This window comes from Cryptosporangium arvum DSM 44712 (assembly GCF_000585375.1).
In the GTDB taxonomy this organism is placed as follows: domain Bacteria; phylum Actinomycetota; class Actinomycetes; order Mycobacteriales; family Cryptosporangiaceae; genus Cryptosporangium; species Cryptosporangium arvum.
On the sequence record NZ_KK073874.1, the window covers coordinates 7,050,265 to 7,071,637 of the forward strand.

A 21,373-nucleotide genomic window follows, 5' to 3' on the forward strand; every position below is an offset into this window, starting at 1 on the left:
ACCTGTCGTAGGCCACCTATTCGTCGCCGGTGAGCTTCTCCGGGGCGTCCTCGGCCGACGTGGGATGCACCGCGACGACGGCCACGATCACGACCGCCGCCAGGCAGAGGGCCTGCACCGGCCACGAGTCGGCCCACGGCTCGTGCTCGCCGGCGAACGGGCGGTACGCGCTCGCGATCCCGGCCGCCACCAGCGCAGTGCCGCCCACCAGTGGCAGCCACCGCACCAGCGCGCGGCCCCGGCGCAGCTTGCGCACGACGAGCCAGAGCACGGCCGTGCCGATCAGGCCGGGCATTCCGCCGATCACCGCGGGCAGGAACAGCGGCAGCCGCCGGGCGAGCGGTGTCCGCCCGGCCCCGACCGGCTCCAACGCCTCTGGCGAGCCGGCTTCGGCGGTCGCCGGCGTCGTCCGGCCGAGCGGCCGGCCCCACCGGGCGAGCGCGAGCAGCGCGATCACCGCCAGCAGCCCGGCGAGCAGGCCGCCCCAGTAGATCCACTTCGGCCGGTAGCTGAGCGTGACCGTGCCGCCGTCACCGGCCGGGACGATCCACGCCTGCTGCCAGCCGTCGACCCGGATCGGGACCAGCTTCTGCCCGGTGAGCTTCGCGACCCACCCCTCGTTGTAGTTCTCCGGCACGACGAGCACGCTGGGCCGGTCGGACGGGCCGAGGTCGACGCTGCGCGAGGTCGATCCCCAGTCGCGGACGTCGGCGGTGCGCTGGGCGGAGCGGATACCGGTGGCTCCGAGCGGCGCCATCATCACCGACACCGGACGGAGGTTGTCGGTGCCGACCAGCTGCAGACGGTGTTCACCGGCGCTCAGCTCGAGATCGGCGCCCGGTCGGCCGTCGTCCGCGCACGGCTCGATCTTGACCGGCCGCTCCTCCAGCAGGTCGCCGACGGTCAGCGGCCGCTGCTTGGCCGCGCCCTCGAGCTGGGTGTCGGCGCGGGTTCCGGTGGCCGGCCCGACGACCCGGGTCGGCACCGTGCGGCCGTCGATGCGCAGTGTCGGCCCCTTGCCGCAGGGCAGGTCGACGACCGTGTCGGCCGGCACCGATTTCACCGTGTCCTCGGCCCCGACCAGCTGCAGCTCGGCGATGCCCGGTGGCAGCAGCTCCTGGAAGCCGTTGGCCGCGTTCGTCGTCGCCACCGGGGCCGTCTCGACGACCGTGACCTCGAACTCCCGGCCGGTCAGCGGCTTGGCGAAGCGCACGGAGCCGGTGACGCCGTTCGGCACCACGGTGCCGAACTGGGTCTGCCCGGTGTCGCTCGTCACCTGGAGCGTGCGTGGCGGCGCGGCGGTCGCGGTGCCGTCGAGCCGCAGCGTCAGCCCGGTGATCCGGCGGCGCTCGGGCAGCGTCACCGTGAGCTTCGGCGCCTGGACGCCGGGCGCGGCGATCCAGACCGTGTCCGGATCGCCGTCGAACACCGCCTGGGGGCGGGTCCTCGGGTCGTTGTACCCGGTGTCCTCGCTGGACGCGATCGCCGCGTCGTCCTCCTCCGGCGCGAGCAGCGCGTCGAGCGCGTCGCCGGAGATCGGCTGGCCGGCGATCGTCACCGCGTAGTCGGCCTTGGCCGGCAGCGTGAACGTCCGGTCGAGACCGGTCGGCTCCTCGGCCGGAGTGGACAGCCCTGGCAGGCACACCGGGCGCTCGTCGAACGTCAGGCAGTCGCCGTGGCCGCTGGTGGCCGCGCGGAAGACGACGATGGCCGGGTTGGTACCGGTCACCGGCGGGGTCACCAGGGTTCGGGTGGGCCGGATGCCCGGCACCGTGATCTCGGAGATCGCCACGCCACCGGCCTTCGCCGGGTCACCGTCGACGTCCCGGACGGTCAGGCGCAGCCGGCTGGTCGTCCCGGCCGGGACGTCGATGCGCTGCGGGTCGCCGGTGGGGCGCACGTCCACCGGGCGGCTCCCCGCGTCGGTGGTGACCTCCAGCCGCGTCGGCATCGGTCCCAGCTTCAGCGCGGCGTCGAACTGCACGGTGATCGACGTCAGATCGACGTCGTGGTCGAAGCGCAGTTCGAGCCACTGACCGACCGCTCCGGGCGAACCGGTCGCCCAGCTGCTGCGCGGGTCACCGTCGACCGCGAACCAGGGCGCGTGGGCCGCGTCGTGCGAGACCGCCGCGTCGACGTCGGACCCGGAGGACGACGCCCGGAACCCCGACACCCCGCTGTAGCGGGCCACGGTGAGCAGCGAGGGGTCGTCGCTGTTGAGGTAGTCGTGCGCGGACCGGTCGGCGATGAACGGTTCGTCCTCGGTCATCGTCGCCGAGACGTTGTGCCTGACCTCGCCGAAGTTGACCTCGCGGCGACGGAGCGTGTCGGTGACGACCGGCGTGCCGACCCCGTCGCCGAGCAGCCGGTCGTCGCCGGCCAGCACCGAGGGCCGACCGACCTGGAGGCCCTGTTCGGCCAGCGAGAGCGTGGCCTCCGGGCCGCCGGCCATCCGCAGGACGTTCTCCAGCGGCACGCTGCGTACCGTCGCCGGTACGCCGGTGACCCGGTAGATCTCGACCGCGCGGTACGCGGCCACCTTGGGGTCGTAGAGCTTGCGGTCGACCAGGTCGCCGGCCACCGTCAGCTCGGGCCCGAACGCCTTGACCCGCTCCAGGCCGGGGGAACCGTCGAGCGCCTCGTGCACGAGTTCGGGCCGGGTGGCGCGCCCGCGGCGCCAGTCCAGGTCGTTGCGGACGACCACGTAGCCGATGCCGGCGCCGGCGAGCGCGGTGGCCAGGCCCGCGGACGGCTGGCCGTCGGCGAGCAGCTGGTCGAACGCGTCGAGCAGCCGGATGTTGCCGGCCGAGCTCAGCGGCACGCCGTCGCGGACCAGCCAGCCGCTCTTGGCCAGCGGCTGGAGGACGTCGTCGTTGGTGCGTCCCCAGTAGTAGAGGCCGAACGGCGCGCCGGGAACGACGAGCCCTCGGCTCTCCCCCGCGTTCTCGGCGAGCCAGTCGGCGGTGTCGGCCCAGTACGTCGGGTACTCGGTGGGCCGGGACCGGTTGACCAGGTCGCCGCTGACCGCGGGCACGGCGCTGACCAGCAACATCGCGGCCACCGCGATCCGGACGAGCGCCGCGACCGGGAGGTCGCGCCACTGGATGCCGCGCAGCGGCCGGATCGCGGCCAGCAGGTGCGCCAGCCCCAGGCTGAGCATCAGCCGGATCACCGGGTCGAACTTGTGGATGTTGCGGAACGGGCTGAGTGGCCCGTCCAGCAGGTCCTGGGCGAACGGCGCCCACGGCGGGGCCAGCGGCCCGGTGTGGCCGAACGTGATGAGCGCGAGGCCGATGACCAGGCCACCGCCGAGGAACAGGCGGTGCGGGTTGCTGCGCTGCACGGCGCCGACCAGCCCGACCGCCGCCACCAGCACGGTGGCGATGATCGCGGCCGGCGCGGTGAGCAGCACCCAGCCCGCGGTCCACTCGGGGCCGTCCGGACCGGCGATGCGCGCGACCCACTGCGTGGTGCCCCGCCACGACTCGATCAGGCTGGTGGCCGACGTCGTGAACGCGCTCGACTCGATCCAGTCGAGGAACGGCGGGCTGTAGCGGCCGAGCACGAGCAGCGGCACGACCCACCAGAGCGACGCCAGCCCGATCGCCAGCACCCACCAGCGGATGAGCTGGTTCTTGCGCTTGCCTTTCGCGCGGGTCAGCAGCCACCAGGCCGGGAGCGGCAGGATCGCGATCGCGGCGGCCGCGTTGACACCACCGGCGAACAGGAACGCGACGCCGGAGGCCGCGGCCGCCCGCCGGGGCGAGCCTCGCCGGGCGCCGAGCACCAGCGGCGTGAGCACCCACGGCGCGACCGCGAACGGGATCACCTCGGCCGAGATGCCGCCCAGCTCGGTGAGCATCCGCGGCGCCAGCGCGTAGGTGAGCGCGGCGATCACGCGGACCGTCGGCGTGCCGATGCGCAGCGCGTTCAGCAGCCGGTAGGTGCCGCCCCACGCGCCCACGAGCAGCGCGGCGAACCAGAGGCGCTGCACCATCCAGGCGTCGATGTGCAGGATGTCGCCGAGCGCGAAGAACGACCCCATCGGGAAGACGTAGCCGTACGCCTGGTTCTGCAGCTGACCGGCGTAGCCGGTCGGATCCCAGAGCCCGAGCGCGCGGCCGAGGAACGCCAGCGGGTCGACGACGAGGTCGAGCTTGGTGTCCGCGGCGATCTCGCCCGGCTTCTGCAGGAAAGCCAGCACCACCAGAGCCAGTGCGACGCCGATCAACCGCACGCGGCGGACGGTCGGCGTCGTCTGCGTGGTGCGCCCCGGCCCCGGGCGATCCACGGTGTGTTCGTCGGACGTGTCGTCAGGACCGGTGACCGCGGTGGCGGTCACCGAACCCTCAGCACGAGAACGAGGTTCCACGTCACGAGCTCCCGCACACCAGGTACGCGAACCACCCACTTGGCTCCGTCGGGGTGGTAGCGCGGAACGACGTCGAGGAGGTCGAACCTACCCGCTGAGCGACCCTCCTTGGCCCAGCGGATCATCCGGCCCGCGGTAATTCGGAAGAGGCTCTCACCGAAGACGTTCTTGGGCTGATGACCCTGTTTTCGGGCGTAACGGCGTGCGGCGTAGTCCCCGCCCAGGTAATGCCAGGGCGACGTCTCGTGGCCGCCGTGCGGGCCCCACCACAGCATGTACGACAGGAAGACGGTGCCGCCGGGCTTGGTCACCCGCACCATCTCGTCGGCCATCAGCTCGGGCCGGTCGACGTGCTCGAGCACATTGGACGAGTAGCAGACGTCGATCGAGCCGCTGCGGATCGGCAACGCCATGCCGCTGCCGAGCACCGTGCCCGGTCCCGGCTCGGTGCGCGCCGCGAGTTCTCCCAGGTCGGCGTCGATCCCCACGTAGTTCGCACCGGCCTTGCGGAACGCGTCCGCGAAGTAGCCGGGGCCACCACCGACGTCCAGCACGGTCTTCCCGGCCAGCTCCGCGTAGCCGGCGACCTGTCTGGCCGAATCAGCCGCGAGCATCCCGTAGAAGAGGTCGGGATCGGTCTGCTCGACGCGGAACGCGCGGAACAGCGCGATCGAGCGACGGAGCGTTCCGGGCGGCGGCACGATCAGCTGGCGCCCGTCGGCGGCGGTGCCGGTCGAGCTCCCTGAAACGTCGATCAACGCGATTCGTCCCTCCGGACGGGCCAAGTGTCGTACGGTGTCGCGGCAAGGTTACTGATTGGTAGGGAGATGCGTGGTGGAAACCGCTGCTCTACCCGCCGTACTCATCTTGAACTGGCGGGATTTACGTAATCCCGAGGGCGGTGGCTCCGAGTTGTACGCGGAGCAGGTCGCCGCGGCGCTGGCCCGGAGGGGTCATTCCGTCACGATGTTGTGCGCGGCGCACGCGCACGGGGCGCCGGAGGAGACCACCGATTCGGGCGTGCGGATCGTGCGCCGCGGCGGGCGCCACACGGTGTACGCCCGGGCCGCTTGGGAGTACGTGCGCGGGCGGCTGGGTCGTCCCGGCGTCGTGATCGACGTCCAGAACGGGCTGCCGTTCCTGTCCCGTCTCTACGCCCGGACGCCCGTCGTTCTGCTCGTGCACCACGTCCACCGGGAGCAGTGGCGGGTCGTGCTCGGTCCGGTCGCCGCCCGGTTCGGCTGGTGGGTCGAGTCCTGGCTGTCCCCCCGCGTCCACCGCGGCTGCCGCTACATCGCGGTCTCGGAGTCCACGCGCGACGAGCTGACCGAGCTCGGGGTCGACGCCGAGCGGATCACGATCATCCACAACGGCACACCGCCGCCGCGGTATCTGTCCACGTCCCGCGCGGCGGTGCCGACGCTCCTGGTCCTGGGTCGCCTGGTACCGCACAAGCGGGTCGAGGTGGCGTTACGGACCGTGCAGCGCCTCGCGGCCGACCACCCGGACATCCGGCTGGTCGTGGCCGGCCAGGGCTGGTGGCTCGACCCGCTGCGTGACGAAGCCTCCCGGCTGGGCATCAGCGATCGCGTGCGGTTCGCCGGGTTCGTCGACGAGGACGAGAAGCAGCAGCTGCTGGCGTCGGCGTGGGCCATGCTGGTGCCGTCGTTGAAGGAAGGCTGGGGCTTGTCGGTCATCGAGGCGGCCGCGCACGGCACGCCCGCCGTCGCGTTCCGCACGGCCGGCGGCGTCGCCGAGTCGGTCGTCGACGGTGAGACCGGCTTCCTGGCCGACGACGAGGACGAGTTCCTCCGGCACTGCGCCCGTCTCGTCCGGGACGACGAGTTACGCAGCGCGATGGGCGAGGCCGCGCGGGCTCACGCCGGGCGTTTCACCTGGGACGAGACCGGCAAGCGATTTGCGGCCCTGGTGGACGACGTCACGGGCTGAATACGCCACTTTCGTACCGCGCGCTCCGGGTTGGGACCGCGCGGTACCAACCGTGTTCCCCGAATTGGCGCAGCGTATTTGTCATGCGGCTCGCAAAAGCGTTCACGCGGAATTGATGGTGCGCTTAAATGCGACATATTGACCAGCGTAAATGACAAAGGTCGGCGTGGCCGTAGTCGATCCGACTCCGGCCACGCCGACCTTCGACACTGATCGGCCGCCGCCCCGCGAACGGCGGCGGGAACTCAGCGGTGCCCGTACTGGACCAGCGGCTTACTCACCGCCGGCGTGTTCTCGGGCGACTGCTTGCTGACACTCACGATCCCGATAGTGGTCGCCACCGCCAGCACGACGCCGATGACGGCGGCGACGACGATCGAGAGAAACGAGCTCATGGGGGCTCCCTCCACGTACGAAGCGGGGATGACGTTACCAAGCAGTAGCTTGGTAAGGGAAGTCTTGTCGTGAATACCCTCGCGCGATTCCGGAAAACAGATCTGTGCTCTTACTCAGATCGTTCGACGTGCCTCCGCGACCGGGTGAGCGCCCATGATGCCAAGGCGCCGAGCAAAATGCCAATGGGAACCGTGTATCCGAACACAACCGTTACCACCCGGGCCGTTTCAGGATCCCCCGACGACGCCGTGGCTGGACCCGCGCGGTAGAGCGCGAGGTCCCGGCCTTTCCAGAACGCCTGGTAGCCGGCCAGGGCGCTCGCCGGCACCGGCCCCGGAGTGTGGCGCTCCACCACCACCCACCGGATGCCGACGCTGGTGAGCGACCGCCCGTCGGCCAGCGCGCCGCGCACCGCCGCCGCCCGGGGACTCTCCCCGCTGATCGTGACCCCGGCGACGATCAGCGTGTCCTCGGTGACCACGTCGACCGGGAAGTAGCGCGGCGCCGGGTCCAGCACGGTGCGCTCGTCGTTCCAGGTGAAGGCGCGGAAGGTGACGAACGGCAGCACCGCGAGCTCGCCGTGGGGGTCGGCGGCGATCTTCGCGGCGACGTCCTCCCAGTCCTCCGGGTACTGCGTGGAGGCGAGTCGGCCGGCACCGCCCCAGGCCAGGTCGGGGAGCGCGGCGATCGGGAACAGGAGGGCCGCGACCCCGACCGCGACCGCGGCTCCGCGTGCTCCCCGGATGCGGAGGGCGTCGGCGATCCGCTCGATCCCGAGCGCGAAGGCGAGCGTGGTCAGGAGAGCGAACGGGGCGAGGAACTTCTGCCCGTCGCGGAGGAGGCCGGCGCCGGGGAGGTGGGCGACGAGGGCGCCGAGGAGACGGTCGCCGCCGGGGACCACTCCCAGGAGCGCGACCACGATCCCCCCGACGGCGACGGTCGCCAGGGCCGCGGTCCGGATCGGGCTGCTGCGGAGGAGGGGGCGGAGACCGAGCCAGGCGACGACGAGAACGATCAGGGTGAAGAGGGGTGCGGCGGGGAGGGTTCGGCTGGTCGGGACCACCTCGGCGTTCCAGATGCCGCCGAGGCCGAGCACCGCGCCGAACGGGCCCGACCAGTTCTCCGCCCGGGCCGCGAAGGCCGCGACGCCGTCGGGATCGGACACCGCGCTCACCCGCGCCACCGCCCCGGCCAGCACCCAGGGCGCGTTCAGCGCGATCACCGCCAGCGCCAGGACGACGCGCTGCCCCCGGCCCACACCCGCTCCGAGCTCCGCCTCCCACCCCGGCCCTGGCTCCACGCCCCGATCGGGAGGGGCCGGATCGGATGCGGCGGGCGGACCGGCCGGAGCGGAGCCGGGTGCGGTGGGTGACGGGTGGCGCTGGGCGTCGGCCGGGCGTGGTGCGGGCCAGAGGAGCACCGCGGACGCGGTGACCGCGGCGATGATCCCGCCGGTGGGCGTGAGCGCCGCGAGCGCACACCACGCCAGGAGCGGCGCCCCGCGACCCAGTGCGGCGACCGTGCCCGCGCTCCCACCTCCGGAGCGCACGCGGTGGGCGGCGGACACGATCCACGGGAGCGCGGCGTACGCGAGGAGCAGCCCCCAATGGCCGATCAGCAGGCGTTCGGCGACGAACGCGTTCCAGCCGTAGAACGCGCCCGCCACCAAGCGGACGACCAGCCGGTCGCTCGGCACCAGACGCGCCGCCCCGACCACGGCGAGCCAGACCACCGCGACCAACGCGACCAGCTGCACCACCGACCCGGGCACCACCGTGGTGAGCACCGCGAGCACCGCGTCCTGCGGCACCGCGCGCGGCAGACCGTCGCCCCAGCCGAGCGTCGCCGCGGTGAACGGCACCCGGGGGGTGGCCACCATGTCGTAGCTCAGCACGTAACCCGGCCACAGCACCGGCGCGAGCACCAGCAGTGCGAGAGCGACCGCGAGCCCGTGCTCGGCCGCAGCACGGCGTCGGCGCACGCACCCTCCCGATTCCGAACCGAAGCTACCCATGAGTAGCTAGGCTGAGCCCCTTCACCGTATCGAGTGCGAGGGAGCACATGTCCGAGCCGCAGCCGACCGGCGTCTCCGGGCCCACCACCGCGGCCCGGTTCGCAGCCGGAGCCACTCTCGTCGCGGTCGCCGCGATGGCGGCGAACGTCCTCGCGTACGGCCTCCGGCTCGGCGGCAACTGGCTCCTCGACACCGACGAGAACGGCGCGCTCGGTGCGCTGATCGCGCTGCTCACCGTGTCGTCGGTCCTCCAGGTCGGCACCCAGACCGTCGCCGCGGTCCGCACCGCGAGGGGCAACAGCGACCCCGAACGCCTGGTGACGATCGGGGTGCGTCTCTCGCTCGCGTCCTCGGCGGTGTTGCTGCTGGCGTCGCCGCTGCTCGTCGCCGTGCTCCACCTGCCGAGCATCTGGCCGGCCGTGGCGCTGGCGGCGGCGGTGGGACCGCTCAACGCGATCGGCATCCACATGGGGCTGCTGCAGGGCTCCGAGCGGTTCGGACGGCTCGCCGTGGTGACCGCGGTGGCAGCGTTCGGCCGCTCCGGCGGTGGGCTGATCGGTCTGCTGATCGGCCGCGACGCGTTCTGGACGCTGCTCGGGGTCGCGATCGGCGGGGCGCTGGCGCTGGTCGCGGCCTACGCGTTGTCGCGCCCGGTGCGGCACGCGGCCGGGGCGGGCGCGCCGCGGATCGTCGAGGTGCTCGGGGCGTGCAGCGCGATGCTGGCCATGCTCGCGCTCGTCAACGCCGACCTGCTGCTGGCACGAGCGGTGCTGCCCGCCGACGTCAGCGGCGAGTACGCGGTCGGCGCGATCCTGTCGAACGCCGCGTACTGGGCGCCGCAGGTGGTAGCGGTGGTGGCGCTCCCCCGGCTGGCGCAGGGTCAGCGGCGGGCGCTGGTGGTCGGTGCGCTGGTCGTGGGCACGACCGGGCTGATCGGGGTGCTGGCGACGGTGTTCGCCGGCGATCTGGCGGTACGCGTGGCCGGCAAGGGCGACTACGCCGGGCTGGCCGACGAGGCGTGGCTGTTCGCGGCGGCCGGAGCCGGGTGGGCGCTGGTGAACCTGTTCCTGACCGCCCGGATCGCCGCCGGTTCGCGCTGGGTGGCGGCGCCGCTCTGGGCAGCCGCGCTGGTCGAGGCGCTGGGGGTGCTCGCATGGCGGCCGTACTCGCTGACCCACACCGCCACGGTCGCGCTGCTCACCGCGGCCGGCAGCGTCGTGGTCGCGCTTCTCCTCACCCGCTCCCGCACGAACGCGACTCCCCGCGTCCCCGTACCGGCCGCCGGCGTGAGCGCAGGCTGAGCTCGGGCTACGCCGGGTTTCCGGGCCTATGCGGGCTGTCGTGGGCCCGAGAACTCGTCGTAGTGCCGGAAGCTAGCCGGAGGGCCACGGGCCCGGAGCGAACAGCGGGTCGAAACCCGAGCCTTTCGACGTCCCGCGCAGCGCGATCGCCACCTCGGTGAGCGACGGTCGCGCCCCGGTACGCACCCAGCGATTGAGGCTCGTCACCGCACCGACCCGCTCGTCGGCCGTGAAGTTGCAGTGCCCGGCCCCGTACGGCGCCCCCGACCCGGTGTACCTCGCCGGCGGCGTCGTCGAGAGCTGCATCAGATCACCGGTGCGCCCGGTCGATCGCAGCGCGCGATTCGCGAACACGGTCTCGTTCGCCACGATCGCCGCCGCGTCGTATCCGGTGTGCAGGGTGAGCGTCGGCACGCGCAGCGCCCCGGTGGGGTCGCCGAGCAGATCGGCGCGTCGGCGCGCGGCCGCGTCCGCGGTGACCCGGGGAGCGCGGGCCAGCTCGGCGAGGTGGCGGGTCAACCCACCCGGGTCGACGAACTCCATGTCCTGTCTCTCCGTGGCGGAGACCCGCTCGTCGTAGCGCGCTCCCGTGTTCGACGACGGGTTGCCGAACACCCGCTGCTCCAGGTCGTACCGGACGATCGTGGCGTACCCCATGACCTCGAACAGGACGTCCAGTCCGGCGTCGTTGCGCGACCCGATCGTCGCGTCGTCGTGATCACGCGACTTCCAGGTCTGGTTGCCCAGCGCGCTCACCAGCATCAGGCGCCCCACCTGGTCGGGGCCGCCGGACAGCGCGGCCGTCGCACGCCGACGCACCTGCGTCCACACCGCCCTGGCCTCGGCGTCGCTGCGGTAGCCGGTCAGCTTCATCTCCGGGTACAGCAAGGTCTTGAACGCGAAGGCGACGTCGAGCGCGAGGTCGAAGTTCGCGTTCGTACCGGCCAACGCGGCGCACATCGGGAGCGCACCGTCCACCCAGTCCTCCTGCTCGGCCAGCAGTTCGCTGACGACACCGCCCAGCGACTCGCCCCACACGTACGTGCGCTCGGGGACACCGACGGTCTCGTGGAAGAACCAGTAGAGGTTCCGGCCGGCCTCGACCCCTTCGCGGAGCGCGTACCCGCCGGCGTCGCGTGTGGTACCGGCCAGGGCGTAGCCGGCCTCGAGCAGTGCGTTCACGGTCCTGCCGTCGCCGGCCACGGGCGCGTCCGTGCGGGGACGCGCGAACGCGGGCGGGAACGGGCCCGCGGCGCGGAACTCGTGCGCGTAGAGGAGCAGGGTGCCGTTCCAGACCTGGGGCAGGCGGATCTGGTACTTCACGCCGTTGAGCTCGCCGGTGCAGGCGACCTCGTCGCAACTGCGGAACGACGGTGGCGCGGCGCCGTCCCGGCCGGCGCAACCGGCCACCGCGAGCACCAGCGCGAGGCCCGAGGCCACCACCTTACGCGCGAGTAAGGACATGCGCGTGAGTGTCGCACGGCCTGCACGGTTCAGTGCCGGATCGCGGGGTACTGGGCTGGTGAGGCGCGGTGCTCACCGCGCCGAAGAATCCGTCCGGGAGCACACGATGACCATCCCCGTCGGGCCGGCCGCCGGCCCACCCGTCAGCGCGAACGACGTCGACCGGACCCTGCTCGCCAGCTACGGCGACTACCTGTCCGCGCAGCGTGCGGTGGACTACCTCTCCGATCAGAAGTTCCCCGTCGAGCACACGACGATCATCGGCAGCGACCTGCGGCTCGTCGAGCAGGTGATCGGCCGGATGACGTTCGGCAAGGCGGCCGCGGCCGGTGCCGGGTCCGGCGCCTGGTTCGGTCTGTTCTTCGGCCTGCTGCTCGGCCTGTTCAGCGACGACAGCTTCGGCTCGTGGATCGCGCTGATCCTCACCGCGGTCGCGATCGGAGCGGTGTGGGGCGCGATCTTCGGCCTGGTCGCCCACTCGCTGACCGGCGGCCAGCGCGACTTCGCGTCACGCAGCTCCCTGGCCGCGGGCCGCTACGACGTGCTGGTGAGCAGCGCCCACCTGAGCGACGCCCAGCGCCTCCTAGAAGGCCTGCAGTAGGCCTTCGCAATTGGCTTGAACCTGGAGCCCGCCCAGGGCGGCGCTGCCAGTCGAGCGCGAATCCGCCGCGTATAGCTGATACTCAAGGGTTCGCGCTCGCCTGGCAGCGTCGTCCTGGGCGGGCCGCCCACGGTTCAGTGGGCGGCGTCGTCCCAGGTGCGGCCGGAGCCGACGCTCACGTCGAGCGGCAGGTCCAACGGGTAGGCCGCGCCCATCGCGTCGCGGACCAGGGCCTCGAGCGCCTCGCGCTCGCCGGCGGCGGTCTCGAACACGAGCTCGTCGTGCACCTGGAGCAGCAGCCGCGACCGCAGCCCTTCCTCGCGCAGGCGCTTGTCGACCGCGAGCATCGCGACCTTGATGATGTCGGCGGCCGAGCCCTGGATCGGGGCGTTGAGCGCCATCCGCTCGGCCATCTCGCGCCGCTGCCGGTTGTCGCTGTTGAGGTCGGGCAGGTACCGCCGCCGCCCCATCATCGTCTCGGTGTACCCCTCGCCGCGGGCCCGCGCCACCACCGCGGACAGGTAGTCACGCACGCCGCCGAACTGTTCGAAGTAGTCGGTCATCAGCGCCCGCGCCTCCTCGGTGGTGATGCCGAGCTGCTGGGAGAGCCCGTACGCCGAGAGCCCGTACGCCAGGCCGTAGTTCATCGCTTTGATCTTGCTGCGCTGCTCGCCGCTGACCGCGGTGGGCTCGACGCCGAACACGCTGGCCGCGGTGGCCGCGTGGAAGTCGTGCCCGGACGTGAACGCCTCGATCAGCGTCGGGTCGGCCGAGAGGTGCGACATGATGCGCATCTCGATCTGGCTGTAGTCGGCCGTGAGCAGGGTCTCGTACCCCTCCCCCACGACGAACGCCTTCCGGATCGTGCGCCCCTCCTGGGTGCGTACCGGGATGTTCTGCAGGTTCGGGTCGGTGGACGAGAGCCGCCCGGTGGCCGCGATCGTCTGGTTGTACGTGGTGTGGATGCGGCCGTCGTCGGCGACGGTCTTCAGCAGACCGTCGACAGTGGTCTTGAGCTTCGCGACGTCCCGGTGACGCAGCAGGTGCTCGAGCAGCGGGTGTTCGGTCTGCGCGTAGAGCCACTGCAGCGAGTCGGCGTCGGTGGTGTAGCCGGTCTTGATCCGCTTGGTCTTCGGCAGGCCCAACTCGTCGAACAGGATGACCTGCAGCTGCTTCGGCGACCCCAGGTTGAACTCGCGCCCGATCACCCCGTAGGCGGCCTGCGCGGCGGCCTTCACCTCGGCGGCGAAGTGCGACTCGAGATCGGCCAGGTGCGCGGTGTCGGCGGCGATACCGACGCGTTCCATGCCGGCCAGCACGCGCACCAGCGGCAGCTCGACGCCGGTGAGCAGCGCCGTGCCGCCGCGCTGGTCGAGCTCCTGCACCAGCGCCTCGGCGAGCTCGCTGGTGGCCTGCGCCCGCTCCATCAGGTGGTTCTTCTCGGCGTTCTCGTCCAGCCCGTCGAGTGAGAGCTGACCGTCGCCGGAACCCTCGGCACGCAGCTCGCGCCGGAGATACCGGAGGGCGAGGTCGGCCAGGTCGTACGTGCGGTTGTCGGGCTTGACCAGGTAGGCGATCAGCGCGGTGTCGGCGGTGACACCCTCGATGCTCCAGCCGCGGGCGGTCAGCGCCAGCAGCGGACCCTTCAGGTCGTGGATCGCCTTGGGCCGGGTCTCGTCGGCGAGCCAGGCCGCGACCGCCTGGTCGTCGGCCGAGGTGAGCTGCGACGGGTCGAACCAGGCCCCGGCTCCGTCGGCACCGGCCACCCCGACCGCGGTCAGCTCACCGCTGCCGCGGCCCCACTTCCCGTCGAACGCCACCCCGGTGCGGACGCCGACCGGCGCGTGCGCGGCGAGCCACGGCCCGACCGCGTCGGCCCCCAGCAGTTCGCCGGTGACCTCGATCGTCGAATCGGCCTCCGGCTCGGCGGACTCGAGCGTCGCGTAGAGGCGGTCGCGCAGGACGCGGAACTGCAGCGTGTCGAAGACCTGGTGGACCTGCTCCCGGTCCCACGCGCGACGCTCCAGGTCGGCCAGGTGCAGCGGCAGCTCGAGCTCGGTCATCAGCGCGTTGATCTGGTAGTTGCGCAGGACGTCGGCCAGGTGCGTGCGCAGGTTCTCACCGGCCATGCCCTTCACCTCGTCGACGTGCTCGACCAGGCCTTCGAGCGAGCCGTACTGGGTGAGCCACTTCGCCGCCGTCTTCGGGCCGACCTTCGGCACACCGGGCAGGTTGTCGCTGGTCTCGCCGACCAGCGCGGCCAGGTGGCGGTAGAGCGCCGGCGGTACGCCGTAGCGGGCGACGACCTCGGCCGGATCGATCCGGGCCAGGTCGGAGACGCCCTTCCGCGGGTAGAGCACCGTGGTCTTGTCGTTGACGAGCTGGAACGCGTCCCGGTCGCCGCTGCAGATCAGCACCTCGGCCCCGGCGGCGTTCGCCTCGGTGGCCAGCGTCGCCAGGATGTCGTCGGCCTCGTAGCCCTCGACGCTGAGGAACGGGATCTGCAGCGCGTCCAGAATTTCCTGGATCAGGCTGACCTGGCCCTTGAAGTCCGACGGTGTCTCCGAACGGCCGGCTTTGTACTCCGCGTACGCCTCGGTGCGGAACGACGTCCTGGAGACGTCGAACGCCACGCCGAGGTGCGTGGGTTTCTCGTCACGCAGCACGTTGATCAGCATCGACGTGAAGCCGTACACGGCGTTCGTCGGCTGCCCGGTGGTGGTGGAGAAATTCTCCACCGGCAGCGCGAAGAACGCCCGGTACGCCAACGAGTGGCCGTCGAGCAGGAGCAGTCGGGAGGCGGTCTGGCTCACACCCCGAGCCTAGTCAAGACCACCGACAAAACTCGCGCCTAGGCTAAGTGCCATGTTCACCAGCGATGATCTCGGCCCGTTCGCCAAATTCCTCGGGCTGGAACTCGAGACCGTCACGGCGGACGAGATCTCCGCCTCCTGGACGGTGCGGGCCGACCTGCTGCAGCCCTACGGGATCCTGCACGGCGGTGTGCACTGCGCGATCGTCGAGAGCCTGGCCAGCACCGGGGCCGCCGTCTGGCTCTCCGACCGCGGCCAGGTCGTCGGGGCCACGAACACCACGGACTTCTACCGGCCCACCACCGAGGGCGCCCAGCTGCGATCGGTGGCCACGCCGGTCCACCGCGGCCGCTCGCAGCAGGTCTGGCTGGTCGAGACCCACGACGCGGACGGCAAACTCGTCGCCCGCGGCCAGGTGCGCCTGGCGAACCTAGGCGTCGACACGCTCCACAATGCCCGGTAGCCCACCGGCCGGACGCAGCGTGATCGCCGCGTGCAGCGCCATCCGGTGGCCCGGGTCCACCCGGAACGACCAGCGGCGGGCCAGCGCGGCGAGCACCAGCACCGCCTCGGTCCAGGCGAACGACTCGCCGATGCAGATCCGGGTGCCGGCGCCGAACGGGTACCAGGCGCCGCGCGGCACGCCCGGGTTGTCCTCGCTGAAGCGACCGTCCGCGTCCAGCCACCGCACCGGCGCGAACACGTCCGGCTCGGGCCAGAACCGCGGGTCGCGGTGGAGCACGAACTGCGACGCGAGCACGGTCGCCCCGGCGGGAATCGTCCAGCCACCGAGGGCGAGGTCCTGCTCGACCTCGCGCTCGAGGATCCAGGCCGGCGGGAACAGCCGGAGCGTCTCCGCCACCACCGCGTAGGCGTAGTGCAGTTCGCGCAGGTCGCCGTAGCCGGGATCGGCGTCGGGCAGCGACTCGCGTAAGGCGGCGGCCTCGGCCGGGTGCCGGGCGAGCAGCCAGAACGCCCAGGTCAGCGCCAACGCGGTGGTCTCGTGCCCGGCGAGCATCAGGTTCATCGTCTCGTCGTGCATCGCGGCGTCGTCGAGTGCGGCGCCGTCGTCGCGGGCCTTCCTCATCTCGGTGACGACGCTGTCCGCGGTCTCCCCGGCGAGCACCCGCCGCACCACCGCGTGGAGGTTGTCGGCCGCCGCCCAGAACCGGCGGGGCGCGCCCAGCGGGAGCTTCAGGTACCAGGCACCGCCCGGCACCATCAGCGCCTCCCAGCCGCGCATCGCGATCGTGAGCTCCTTGCCCACGTGCTGCCAGTCCAGCTCGGCCCCGAGGACGGTGCGGCCGATGACGTCGAGCGTGAGCCGGGACATCTCCCGGCTCAGGTCCACGTGCGCGCCGTCCCGCCAGCGGGCGTCGGTGGCGCGGGTGGCGTCGAGCATGCCGGTGGCGTAGCCCGCCATCCGCGCGTGGGCGAACGCCGGGTTGACCAGGCGGCGCCGCGGCAGGTGCAGGGCCCGGCGGGCGGTGATCAGACCCTCGCCGAGCACGATGTTCGCCGTGCGCAGCGCCTCGCCCTTGTCGACCTTCCGGCCGTCGGTCACCAGCACCTGGCGGACCAGCTCCGGGTCGGAGACGAGGTAGAGGTGCCGGCCGGGCACCCCGAGGTAGGCGACGCCCGGCCAGCGCCGGGCGACCGCGCGCATCGTCCAGGGCATGGTCTCGCGCCGGAAGCCGGCCAGCCGGTCCAGCGAGAACCCCGGCCCCGGCGGGAGCGGAACGCCGCCCCCTCGCGAGGTGCGGCGCCGCTCCCGCAGCGTGATCGACGGGCCGATGCTCATGGCTCGGACGTTACCATCCAGGGATGGCGATATAGCTCAGAGCACCTTCGAGAGGAACGTCTTGGTGCGTTCGTGCTGCGGGTTGTTGATGACCTCGCGCGGCGGGCCCGACTCGACCACCACACCGCCGTCCATGAACACCAGGCTGTCGCCGACCTCGCGGGCGAACCCGATCTCGTGCGTGACGACGACCATCGTCATGCCGTCCTCGGCGAGCGAGCGCATGACGTCGAGCACCTCGCCGACCAGCTCCGGGTCGAGCGCCGACGTGGGCTCGTCGAACAGCATCAGCTTCGGACGCATGGCGAGCGCCCGGGCGATCGCCACCCGCTGCTGCTGTCCGCCGGAGAGCTGCGCCGGGTAGTTGTCGACCTTGTCACCCAGGCCGACCCGGTCGAGCAGCGTCCGGGCGCGGTCCCGCGCGTCCGCCTTCCGCTCCCTCTTGACCTGCACCGGCGCCTCGATGACGTTGTCGAGCACCGTCTTGTGCGGGAACAGGTTGAAGCGCTGGAACACCATGCCGATGTCCCGCCGCTGGGCCGCGATGTGCTTCTCCGACAGCTCGTGCAGCTTGCCGCCGCGCTCCCGGTAGCCGACCAGCTCACCGTCGACCCAGAGCTTTCCGGCGTTGATCTTCTCCAGGTGGTTGATGCACCGCAGGAACGTCGACTTCCCCGACCCGGACGGGCCGAGGATGCACATCACCTCGCCGGGGTCGACCCTCAGGTCGATCCCCTTGAGCACTTCGAGGCTGCCGAACGACTTGTGGACGTTGTCGGACAGAACCATTGGAGTACTCATGCGCCCCCCGCTCCCCCGCGGATGCCCAGCCGCCGCCGGGGCTGCTGCAGCCCGAACCCGCGGCCGAAGTACCGCTCCAGGAAGTACTGACCGATCATCAGGATGCTGGACAGCGCCAGGTACCACAGGCAGGCCGAGACGAGCATCGGGAACACCTGGAACGTGCGCGACCCGACCTCGCGGAGCTGGAAGAACAGCTCGTTGGTGACCGGCACCGCGGTCAGCAGCGAGGTGTCCTTGAGCATCGCGATCGTCTCGTTGCCGGTCGGCGGCACGACCACGCGCATCGCCTGCGGCAGCACGATCCGACGCATCGTCAGCGGCCGGGACATGCCCAGCGCCTGCGCCGCCTCGTTCTGCCCCGGGTCGACCGACTGGATGCCGGCCCGGACGATCTCGGCCATGTACGCGCCCTCGGAGAGCGCGAGACCGATCAGACCGGCGGTGAACCCGGCCAGCCACTCGTTCGCGCTGAAACCGAAGAACCGCCCGTCCAGGTCGAAGCCGAACAGGTTACCGAGCTGCCGGTCGAACGGGATCCCGAACTCGAAGCGCGCGTAGAGGATGCCGAGGTTGCCGCAGAGCACGAGCAGCACGTACCGCGGCACCGCGCGGAAGAACCAGGTGTAGAACCAGGCCGCGCCGGCGAGGATCGGGTTCGGCGAGAGCCGCATCACGGCGACGAGCGTGCCGATCAGCACGCCGATCACCATGGCCAGCACGGTCATGATCAGCGTGGTGCGGACACCCTCGATGATCGGCGTCCGGAACATGTGGTTGACCATGAACTCCCACTGGAACGCGGGGTTGGTCACCAGCATGTGGGCGAACATCACGACCAGGAGCGCGATGACGACGACCGCGACCCAGCGGCCGGGGTGGCGGACGGGAACGGCTGCGATCGGCTCCGGACGGACCCGCGCGGCGGACGCCGAAGCGCCCGCCGCGGGGGAAGCCGGGGAACCGTCCTCCGGCGAACTCACGGCCGGATCAGGGGTTGACGGCCGGGTCGGTGATCGCGCCCGCTTCGACGCCCCACTTCTCCAGGATCGTCTTGTAGCTGCCGTCGGCGATCAGCGCCTTCGTCGCGTCAGCCACCGCCTGGCTGAAGTCGCCCTGCGCCTTCTTCACCACGTAGCCGTAGGGCGCGGCGTCGTAGATGTCGCCGACGAGCTCGAGCTGCCCGTTCGTCTTCTCCACCGCGTACGCGGCGATCGGCGAGTCGGCCAGCGTGGCCTCGTCCTTGCCCGACACGACGGCCGCGGTGGCCTGGTCCTGTCCGTCGTACTGGTCGATCTTGATCGCCGGCTTGCCGGCGGTGGTGCACTTCTTCGAGCGGGCGGTGATGTCCTCGACCTGGACGGTGCCCTGCTGGACGGCGATCTTCTTGCCGCACGCGTTCTCGATGTCGATGCTCGCGCCCTTCTTCGCCGCCCACTGGGTGCCGGCGTTGAAGTAGCTGATCATGTCGACGGTCTTCTTGCGCTCGTCGTTGATCGTGAACGACGAGACGCCGACCTCGTACTTGCCCGAGCTGATGCCCGGGATGATCGCGTCGAAGTCCGCGGTCTGGAACTCCGCCTTCAGGCCGAGCTTCTGGGCGACCGCGGTGAACAGGTCGATGTCGAAGCCCTGGATGGTCTTGCCGTCCTCGGCGAGGAACTCGTTCGGGGCGTACGACGAGTCGACGCCGACCAGGAGCTTGCCGTCGGTCTTGAGCGCGTCCGGCACCTTCGAGGCGAGGTCGGTGTCGGCCGAGGCGCTCGGAGCCGACGACGACTCGGCGGTGCTGGTGCTGGGGTCGTCGCCACAGCCGGCCAGGCCGGCCGCGACGGCGGTCAGCACCGCCACGGTGGCGAACATTCGACGGCCACGGCCGACGGGGAGCGAGCGCATTGGAGTTACCTCCCGGTGGATAACTGGCGCCGGGTCGAGGGAACCGGCGGGAATGCCACCGCGGGCCGGCTTCTGCGCTGAGCCGGCCCGCGGGCCTTGCATGGGGTTATGCGACGCCCAGGTAGGCGGCCTTGATCGCGGGGTCGCCGAGCATGTCACGTCCCTGACCGCTCTTGACGATCGAGCCGGTCTCCAGGATGTAGGCGCGGTCGGCGATCGAGAGCGCCTGCTGGGCGTTCTGCTCGACGACGAGCACCGTGGTGCCCTGCTCGTTGATCTCCTTGATGATGCGGAAGATCTGCGCGATGAGCATCGGCGCCAGCCCCATCGACGGCTCGTCGAGGAGCAGCAACCGCGGACGCGCCATCAGGGCCCGGCCGATCGTGAGCATCTGCTGCTCACCGCCCGACATCGTCCCGGCGATCTGGGTACGCCGCTCCGCCAGCCGCGGGAACAGCGTGAACACGCGCTCGAGGCCTTCTTCCCGAGCCCGGCCACGCAGGTCCTTGCGGGCGTACGTTCCCATGTCGAGGTTCTCGGCCACCGTCATGCCGGCGAAGATTCCCCGGCCTTCCGGTGCCTGCGAGATGCCCCGCGTCACACGCAGGTCCGCGCGCAGCGTGGTGATGTCCTCGCCGTCGAACACGATGCTGCCGCGGGTCGCCGGTCGCAGACCGGAGATCGCGCGCATCGTCGTGCTCTTCCCGGCGCCGTTGGCGCCGATCAGCGTGACGATCTCGCCCGCCTCGACCTGGATCGAGATCCCGTGCAGTGCCTCGATCCGCCCGTAGGCGACCGCGAGGTCGTTGATCTCAAGCAACATCGGTCGGCTCCTCCTCCGGCACACCGAGGTAGGCGGCGATGACCGCGGGGTTGTCGCGGACCTCGGCCGGCGTGCCCTCGGCGATCTTCTTGCCGAACTCGAGGACGACGATCCGGTCGGTCACTCCCATGACCAGCCGCATGTCGTGCTCGATCAGCAGGACCGTGTACCCCTGGTCCCGGATCGCCCGGATCAGGTCCATCAGTTCGGCCTTCTCGGCCGGGTTGAAGCCGGCGGCCGGCTCGTCCAGGCAGAGCAGCGTCGGCTCGGTGGCCAGCGCCCTGGCGATCTCCAGACGACGCTGGTAGCCGTAGGGCAGGTTGCGTGCCGACGAGTACGCCTGGTCGGCGATCCCGACGAACTGGAGCAGCTCCATCGCCCGCTCGCGGCCGTCCCTCTCCTCGCGGAAGTGCCGCGGGGAGAGGCGGAAGACCGCACCGGGCACGCTCGTCTTGTGGCGGGCGTCGGCCCCCACCATGACGTTCTCGAGCGCGCTCATCTCGGGGAACAACCGGATGTTCTGGAACGTCCGGGCGATGCCGAGGCGGGTGATCTGGAACTTCTTGCGCCGGCCCAGCTTCTTGCCGTCGAACCAGACCTCACCGTCGGTCGGCTGGTAGACGCCGGTCATCACGTTGAAGCACGTGGTCTTGCCGGCACCGTTGGGCCCGATCAGACCGAGGATCTCGCCCCGGTTGATCGCGAAGTCGACGCCGTTGAGCGCCGTGACCCCGCCGAAGCGCAACGTGACGTCACGCATCTCGAGCAGCTTCTCGCCGACGCTGACATGTGCCTCGGGCTCCGGCAGATCGACGCTCTCGTCGATCGCCGGCGGCGGTGCGTCCGGGACGACGCCGTTCGTCTCGGGGGCGTTCTCAGGCGTTGACACCGGCCGCCACCTCCTTCTTCCGGTCGGCGAGTTCGGTCGCACGGCGCCGGTTGGGCAGCAGACCCTGCGGGCGGAACACGCTCATCACGATCAGGGCGACGCCGAAGGCGAAGTACCGCAGCGCCTGGACACCGTCCCCGATCTCGTCGAACACGTACGGAGCGACCGCCCCGAGCAGCACCGTGACGAAGGCTCCCAGGAAGAGTGCCACGGTCTTGGCTCCGTCGCCCGACGCGAGGCCGACCAGCCGGG

General features: G+C 71.5%; 16 protein-coding genes. 4 read left to right on the top strand and 12 right to left on the bottom strand.

From position 1 onward, the window contains the following. Nucleotides 1–16: 16 nt before the first annotated feature. Both CRYAR_RS32260 and CRYAR_RS32265 read right to left on the bottom strand, forming a co-directional pair. On the bottom strand, nt 17–4,342 hold the full coding sequence (locus CRYAR_RS32260) for an alpha-(1->3)-arabinofuranosyltransferase (protein ID WP_051571228.1): 4,326 nt from the start codon (nt 4,340–4,342) through the stop codon (nt 17–19). Then, nucleotides 4,339–5,043 (bottom strand): methyltransferase domain-containing protein, encoded by a 705-nt coding sequence (locus CRYAR_RS32265; RefSeq protein WP_035868524.1) that lies wholly within the window; start codon nt 5,041–5,043, stop codon nt 4,339–4,341. The genes CRYAR_RS32260 and CRYAR_RS32265 overlap by 4 nt, the downstream gene beginning before the upstream one ends. Before the next feature lie 160 nt (nt 5,044–5,203). On the opposite strand from CRYAR_RS32265, the gene CRYAR_RS32270 reads away from it, so the two are divergent. Next, nucleotides 5,204–6,322, top strand: coding sequence for a glycosyltransferase (locus tag CRYAR_RS32270; protein WP_157018252.1), 1,119 nt, complete (start codon nt 5,204–5,206; stop codon nt 6,320–6,322). A 245-nt stretch (nt 6,323–6,567) separates the two neighbouring features. Here CRYAR_RS32270 and CRYAR_RS47675 read toward each other — a convergent pair whose 3' ends face one another. Both CRYAR_RS47675 and CRYAR_RS32275 read right to left on the bottom strand, forming a co-directional pair. Further along, nucleotides 6,568–6,717 (bottom strand): DUF2613 family protein, encoded by a 150-nt coding sequence (locus tag CRYAR_RS47675; RefSeq protein ID WP_157018254.1) that lies wholly within the window; start codon nt 6,715–6,717, stop codon nt 6,568–6,570. A 110-nt stretch (nt 6,718–6,827) separates the two neighbouring features. Beyond that, nucleotides 6,828–8,699: an MmpA family trehalose lipid delivery protein gene (locus CRYAR_RS32275; protein WP_051571229.1), complete on the bottom strand. Its 1,872-nt coding sequence runs from the start codon at nt 8,697–8,699 to the stop codon at nt 6,828–6,830. An 80-nt stretch (nt 8,700–8,779) separates the two neighbouring features. On the opposite strand from CRYAR_RS32275, the gene CRYAR_RS32280 reads away from it, so the two are divergent. Next, on the top strand, nt 8,780–10,033 hold the full coding sequence (locus tag CRYAR_RS32280; RefSeq protein ID WP_051571230.1) for a polysaccharide biosynthesis protein: 1,254 nt from the start codon (nt 8,780–8,782) through the stop codon (nt 10,031–10,033). 72 nt (nt 10,034–10,105) lie between these two features. On the opposite strand, the gene CRYAR_RS32285 is transcribed toward CRYAR_RS32280, so the two are convergent. Beyond that, nucleotides 10,106–11,497: an alpha/beta hydrolase gene (locus tag CRYAR_RS32285; protein WP_035857013.1), complete on the bottom strand. Its 1,392-nt coding sequence runs from the start codon at nt 11,495–11,497 to the stop codon at nt 10,106–10,108. Between the two features lie 106 nt (nt 11,498–11,603). Here CRYAR_RS32285 and CRYAR_RS32290 point away from each other — a divergent pair, with 106 nt between their 5' ends. After that, on the top strand, nt 11,604–12,098 hold the full coding sequence (locus CRYAR_RS32290; RefSeq protein ID WP_063725797.1) for a YflT domain-containing protein: 495 nt from the start codon (nt 11,604–11,606) through the stop codon (nt 12,096–12,098). Nucleotides 12,099–12,232: 134 nt separating this feature from the next. Here the strand turns inward: CRYAR_RS32290 and polA are convergent, their stop codons facing one another. After that, on the bottom strand, nt 12,233–14,911 hold the full coding sequence (gene polA, locus CRYAR_RS32295) for a DNA polymerase I (protein WP_035857014.1): 2,679 nt from the start codon (nt 14,909–14,911) through the stop codon (nt 12,233–12,235). Between the two features lie 52 nt (nt 14,912–14,963). Between polA and CRYAR_RS32300 the strand changes: the two genes are divergently transcribed. Continuing rightward, nucleotides 14,964–15,374, top strand: coding sequence for a PaaI family thioesterase (locus CRYAR_RS32300; RefSeq protein ID WP_035857015.1), 411 nt, complete (start codon nt 14,964–14,966; stop codon nt 15,372–15,374). Here the strand turns inward: CRYAR_RS32300 and CRYAR_RS32305 are convergent. The 6 genes from CRYAR_RS32305 to CRYAR_RS32330 all read right to left on the bottom strand — a co-directional run bounded on the left by CRYAR_RS32305 (nt 15,342) and on the right by CRYAR_RS32330 (nt 21,058). Continuing rightward, nucleotides 15,342–16,712 carry a cytochrome P450 gene (locus CRYAR_RS32305; protein WP_051571231.1) on the bottom strand — a complete coding sequence of 457 codons (1,371 nt, stop codon included), beginning with the start codon at nt 16,710–16,712 and terminating at the stop codon, nt 15,342–15,344. The genes CRYAR_RS32300 and CRYAR_RS32305 overlap by 33 nt on opposite strands. A 36-nt stretch (nt 16,713–16,748) precedes the next feature. Further along, a complete protein-coding gene (locus CRYAR_RS32310; protein ID WP_035857016.1) occupies nt 16,749–17,513 on the bottom strand; it encodes an ATP-binding cassette domain-containing protein in 765 nt (254 codons plus the stop codon). Next, nucleotides 17,510–18,496 carry an amino acid ABC transporter permease gene (locus CRYAR_RS32315; RefSeq protein WP_051571232.1) on the bottom strand — a complete coding sequence of 329 codons (987 nt, stop codon included), beginning with the start codon at nt 18,494–18,496 and terminating at the stop codon, nt 17,510–17,512. Before CRYAR_RS32315 ends, CRYAR_RS32310 begins: the two co-directional genes overlap by 4 nt. Nucleotides 18,497–18,503: 7 nt before the next feature. After that, nucleotides 18,504–19,376, bottom strand: a complete 873-nt coding sequence (locus CRYAR_RS32320; protein ID WP_211247746.1) for an ABC transporter substrate-binding protein — start codon at nt 19,374–19,376, stop codon at nt 18,504–18,506. Nucleotides 19,377–19,515: 139 nt separating this feature from the next. Further along, a complete protein-coding gene (locus tag CRYAR_RS32325) occupies nt 19,516–20,232 on the bottom strand; it encodes an ABC transporter ATP-binding protein (RefSeq protein ID WP_035857018.1) in 717 nt (238 codons plus the stop codon). Next, the gene (locus CRYAR_RS32330) at nt 20,222–21,058 is read right to left on the bottom strand and encodes an ABC transporter ATP-binding protein (RefSeq protein ID WP_342673882.1); all 837 of its coding nucleotides are present in this window, start codon (nt 21,056–21,058) and stop codon (nt 20,222–20,224) included. The genes CRYAR_RS32325 and CRYAR_RS32330 overlap by 11 nt, the downstream gene beginning before the upstream one ends. Nucleotides 21,059–21,373 lie beyond the last annotated feature (315 nt).

Coding starts and splice junctions, on each gene's coding strand:
- CRYAR_RS47675 (WP_157018254.1), bottom strand. CDS start 6,717: ATGAGCTCGTTTCTCTCGATCGTCGTCGCCGCCGTCATCGGCGTCGTG.
- CRYAR_RS32280 (WP_051571230.1), top strand. CDS start 8,780: ATGTCCGAGCCGCAGCCGACCGGCGTCTCCGGGCCCACCACCGCGGCC.
- CRYAR_RS32285 (WP_035857013.1), bottom strand. CDS start 11,497: ATGTCCTTACTCGCGCGTAAGGTGGTGGCCTCGGGCCTCGCGCTGGTG.
- CRYAR_RS32290 (WP_063725797.1), top strand. CDS start 11,604: ATGACCATCCCCGTCGGGCCGGCCGCCGGCCCACCCGTCAGCGCGAAC.
- CRYAR_RS32300 (WP_035857015.1), top strand. CDS start 14,964: ATGTTCACCAGCGATGATCTCGGCCCGTTCGCCAAATTCCTCGGGCTG.
- CRYAR_RS32305 (WP_051571231.1), bottom strand. CDS start 16,712: ATGAGCATCGGCCCGTCGATCACGCTGCGGGAGCGGCGCCGCACCTCG.
- CRYAR_RS32310 (WP_035857016.1), bottom strand. CDS start 17,513: ATGAGTACTCCAATGGTTCTGTCCGACAACGTCCACAAGTCGTTCGGC.
- CRYAR_RS32320 (WP_211247746.1), bottom strand. CDS start 19,376: ATGTTCGCCACCGTGGCGGTGCTGACCGCCGTCGCGGCCGGCCTGGCC.
- CRYAR_RS32325 (WP_035857018.1), bottom strand. CDS start 20,232: ATGTTGCTTGAGATCAACGACCTCGCGGTCGCCTACGGGCGGATCGAG.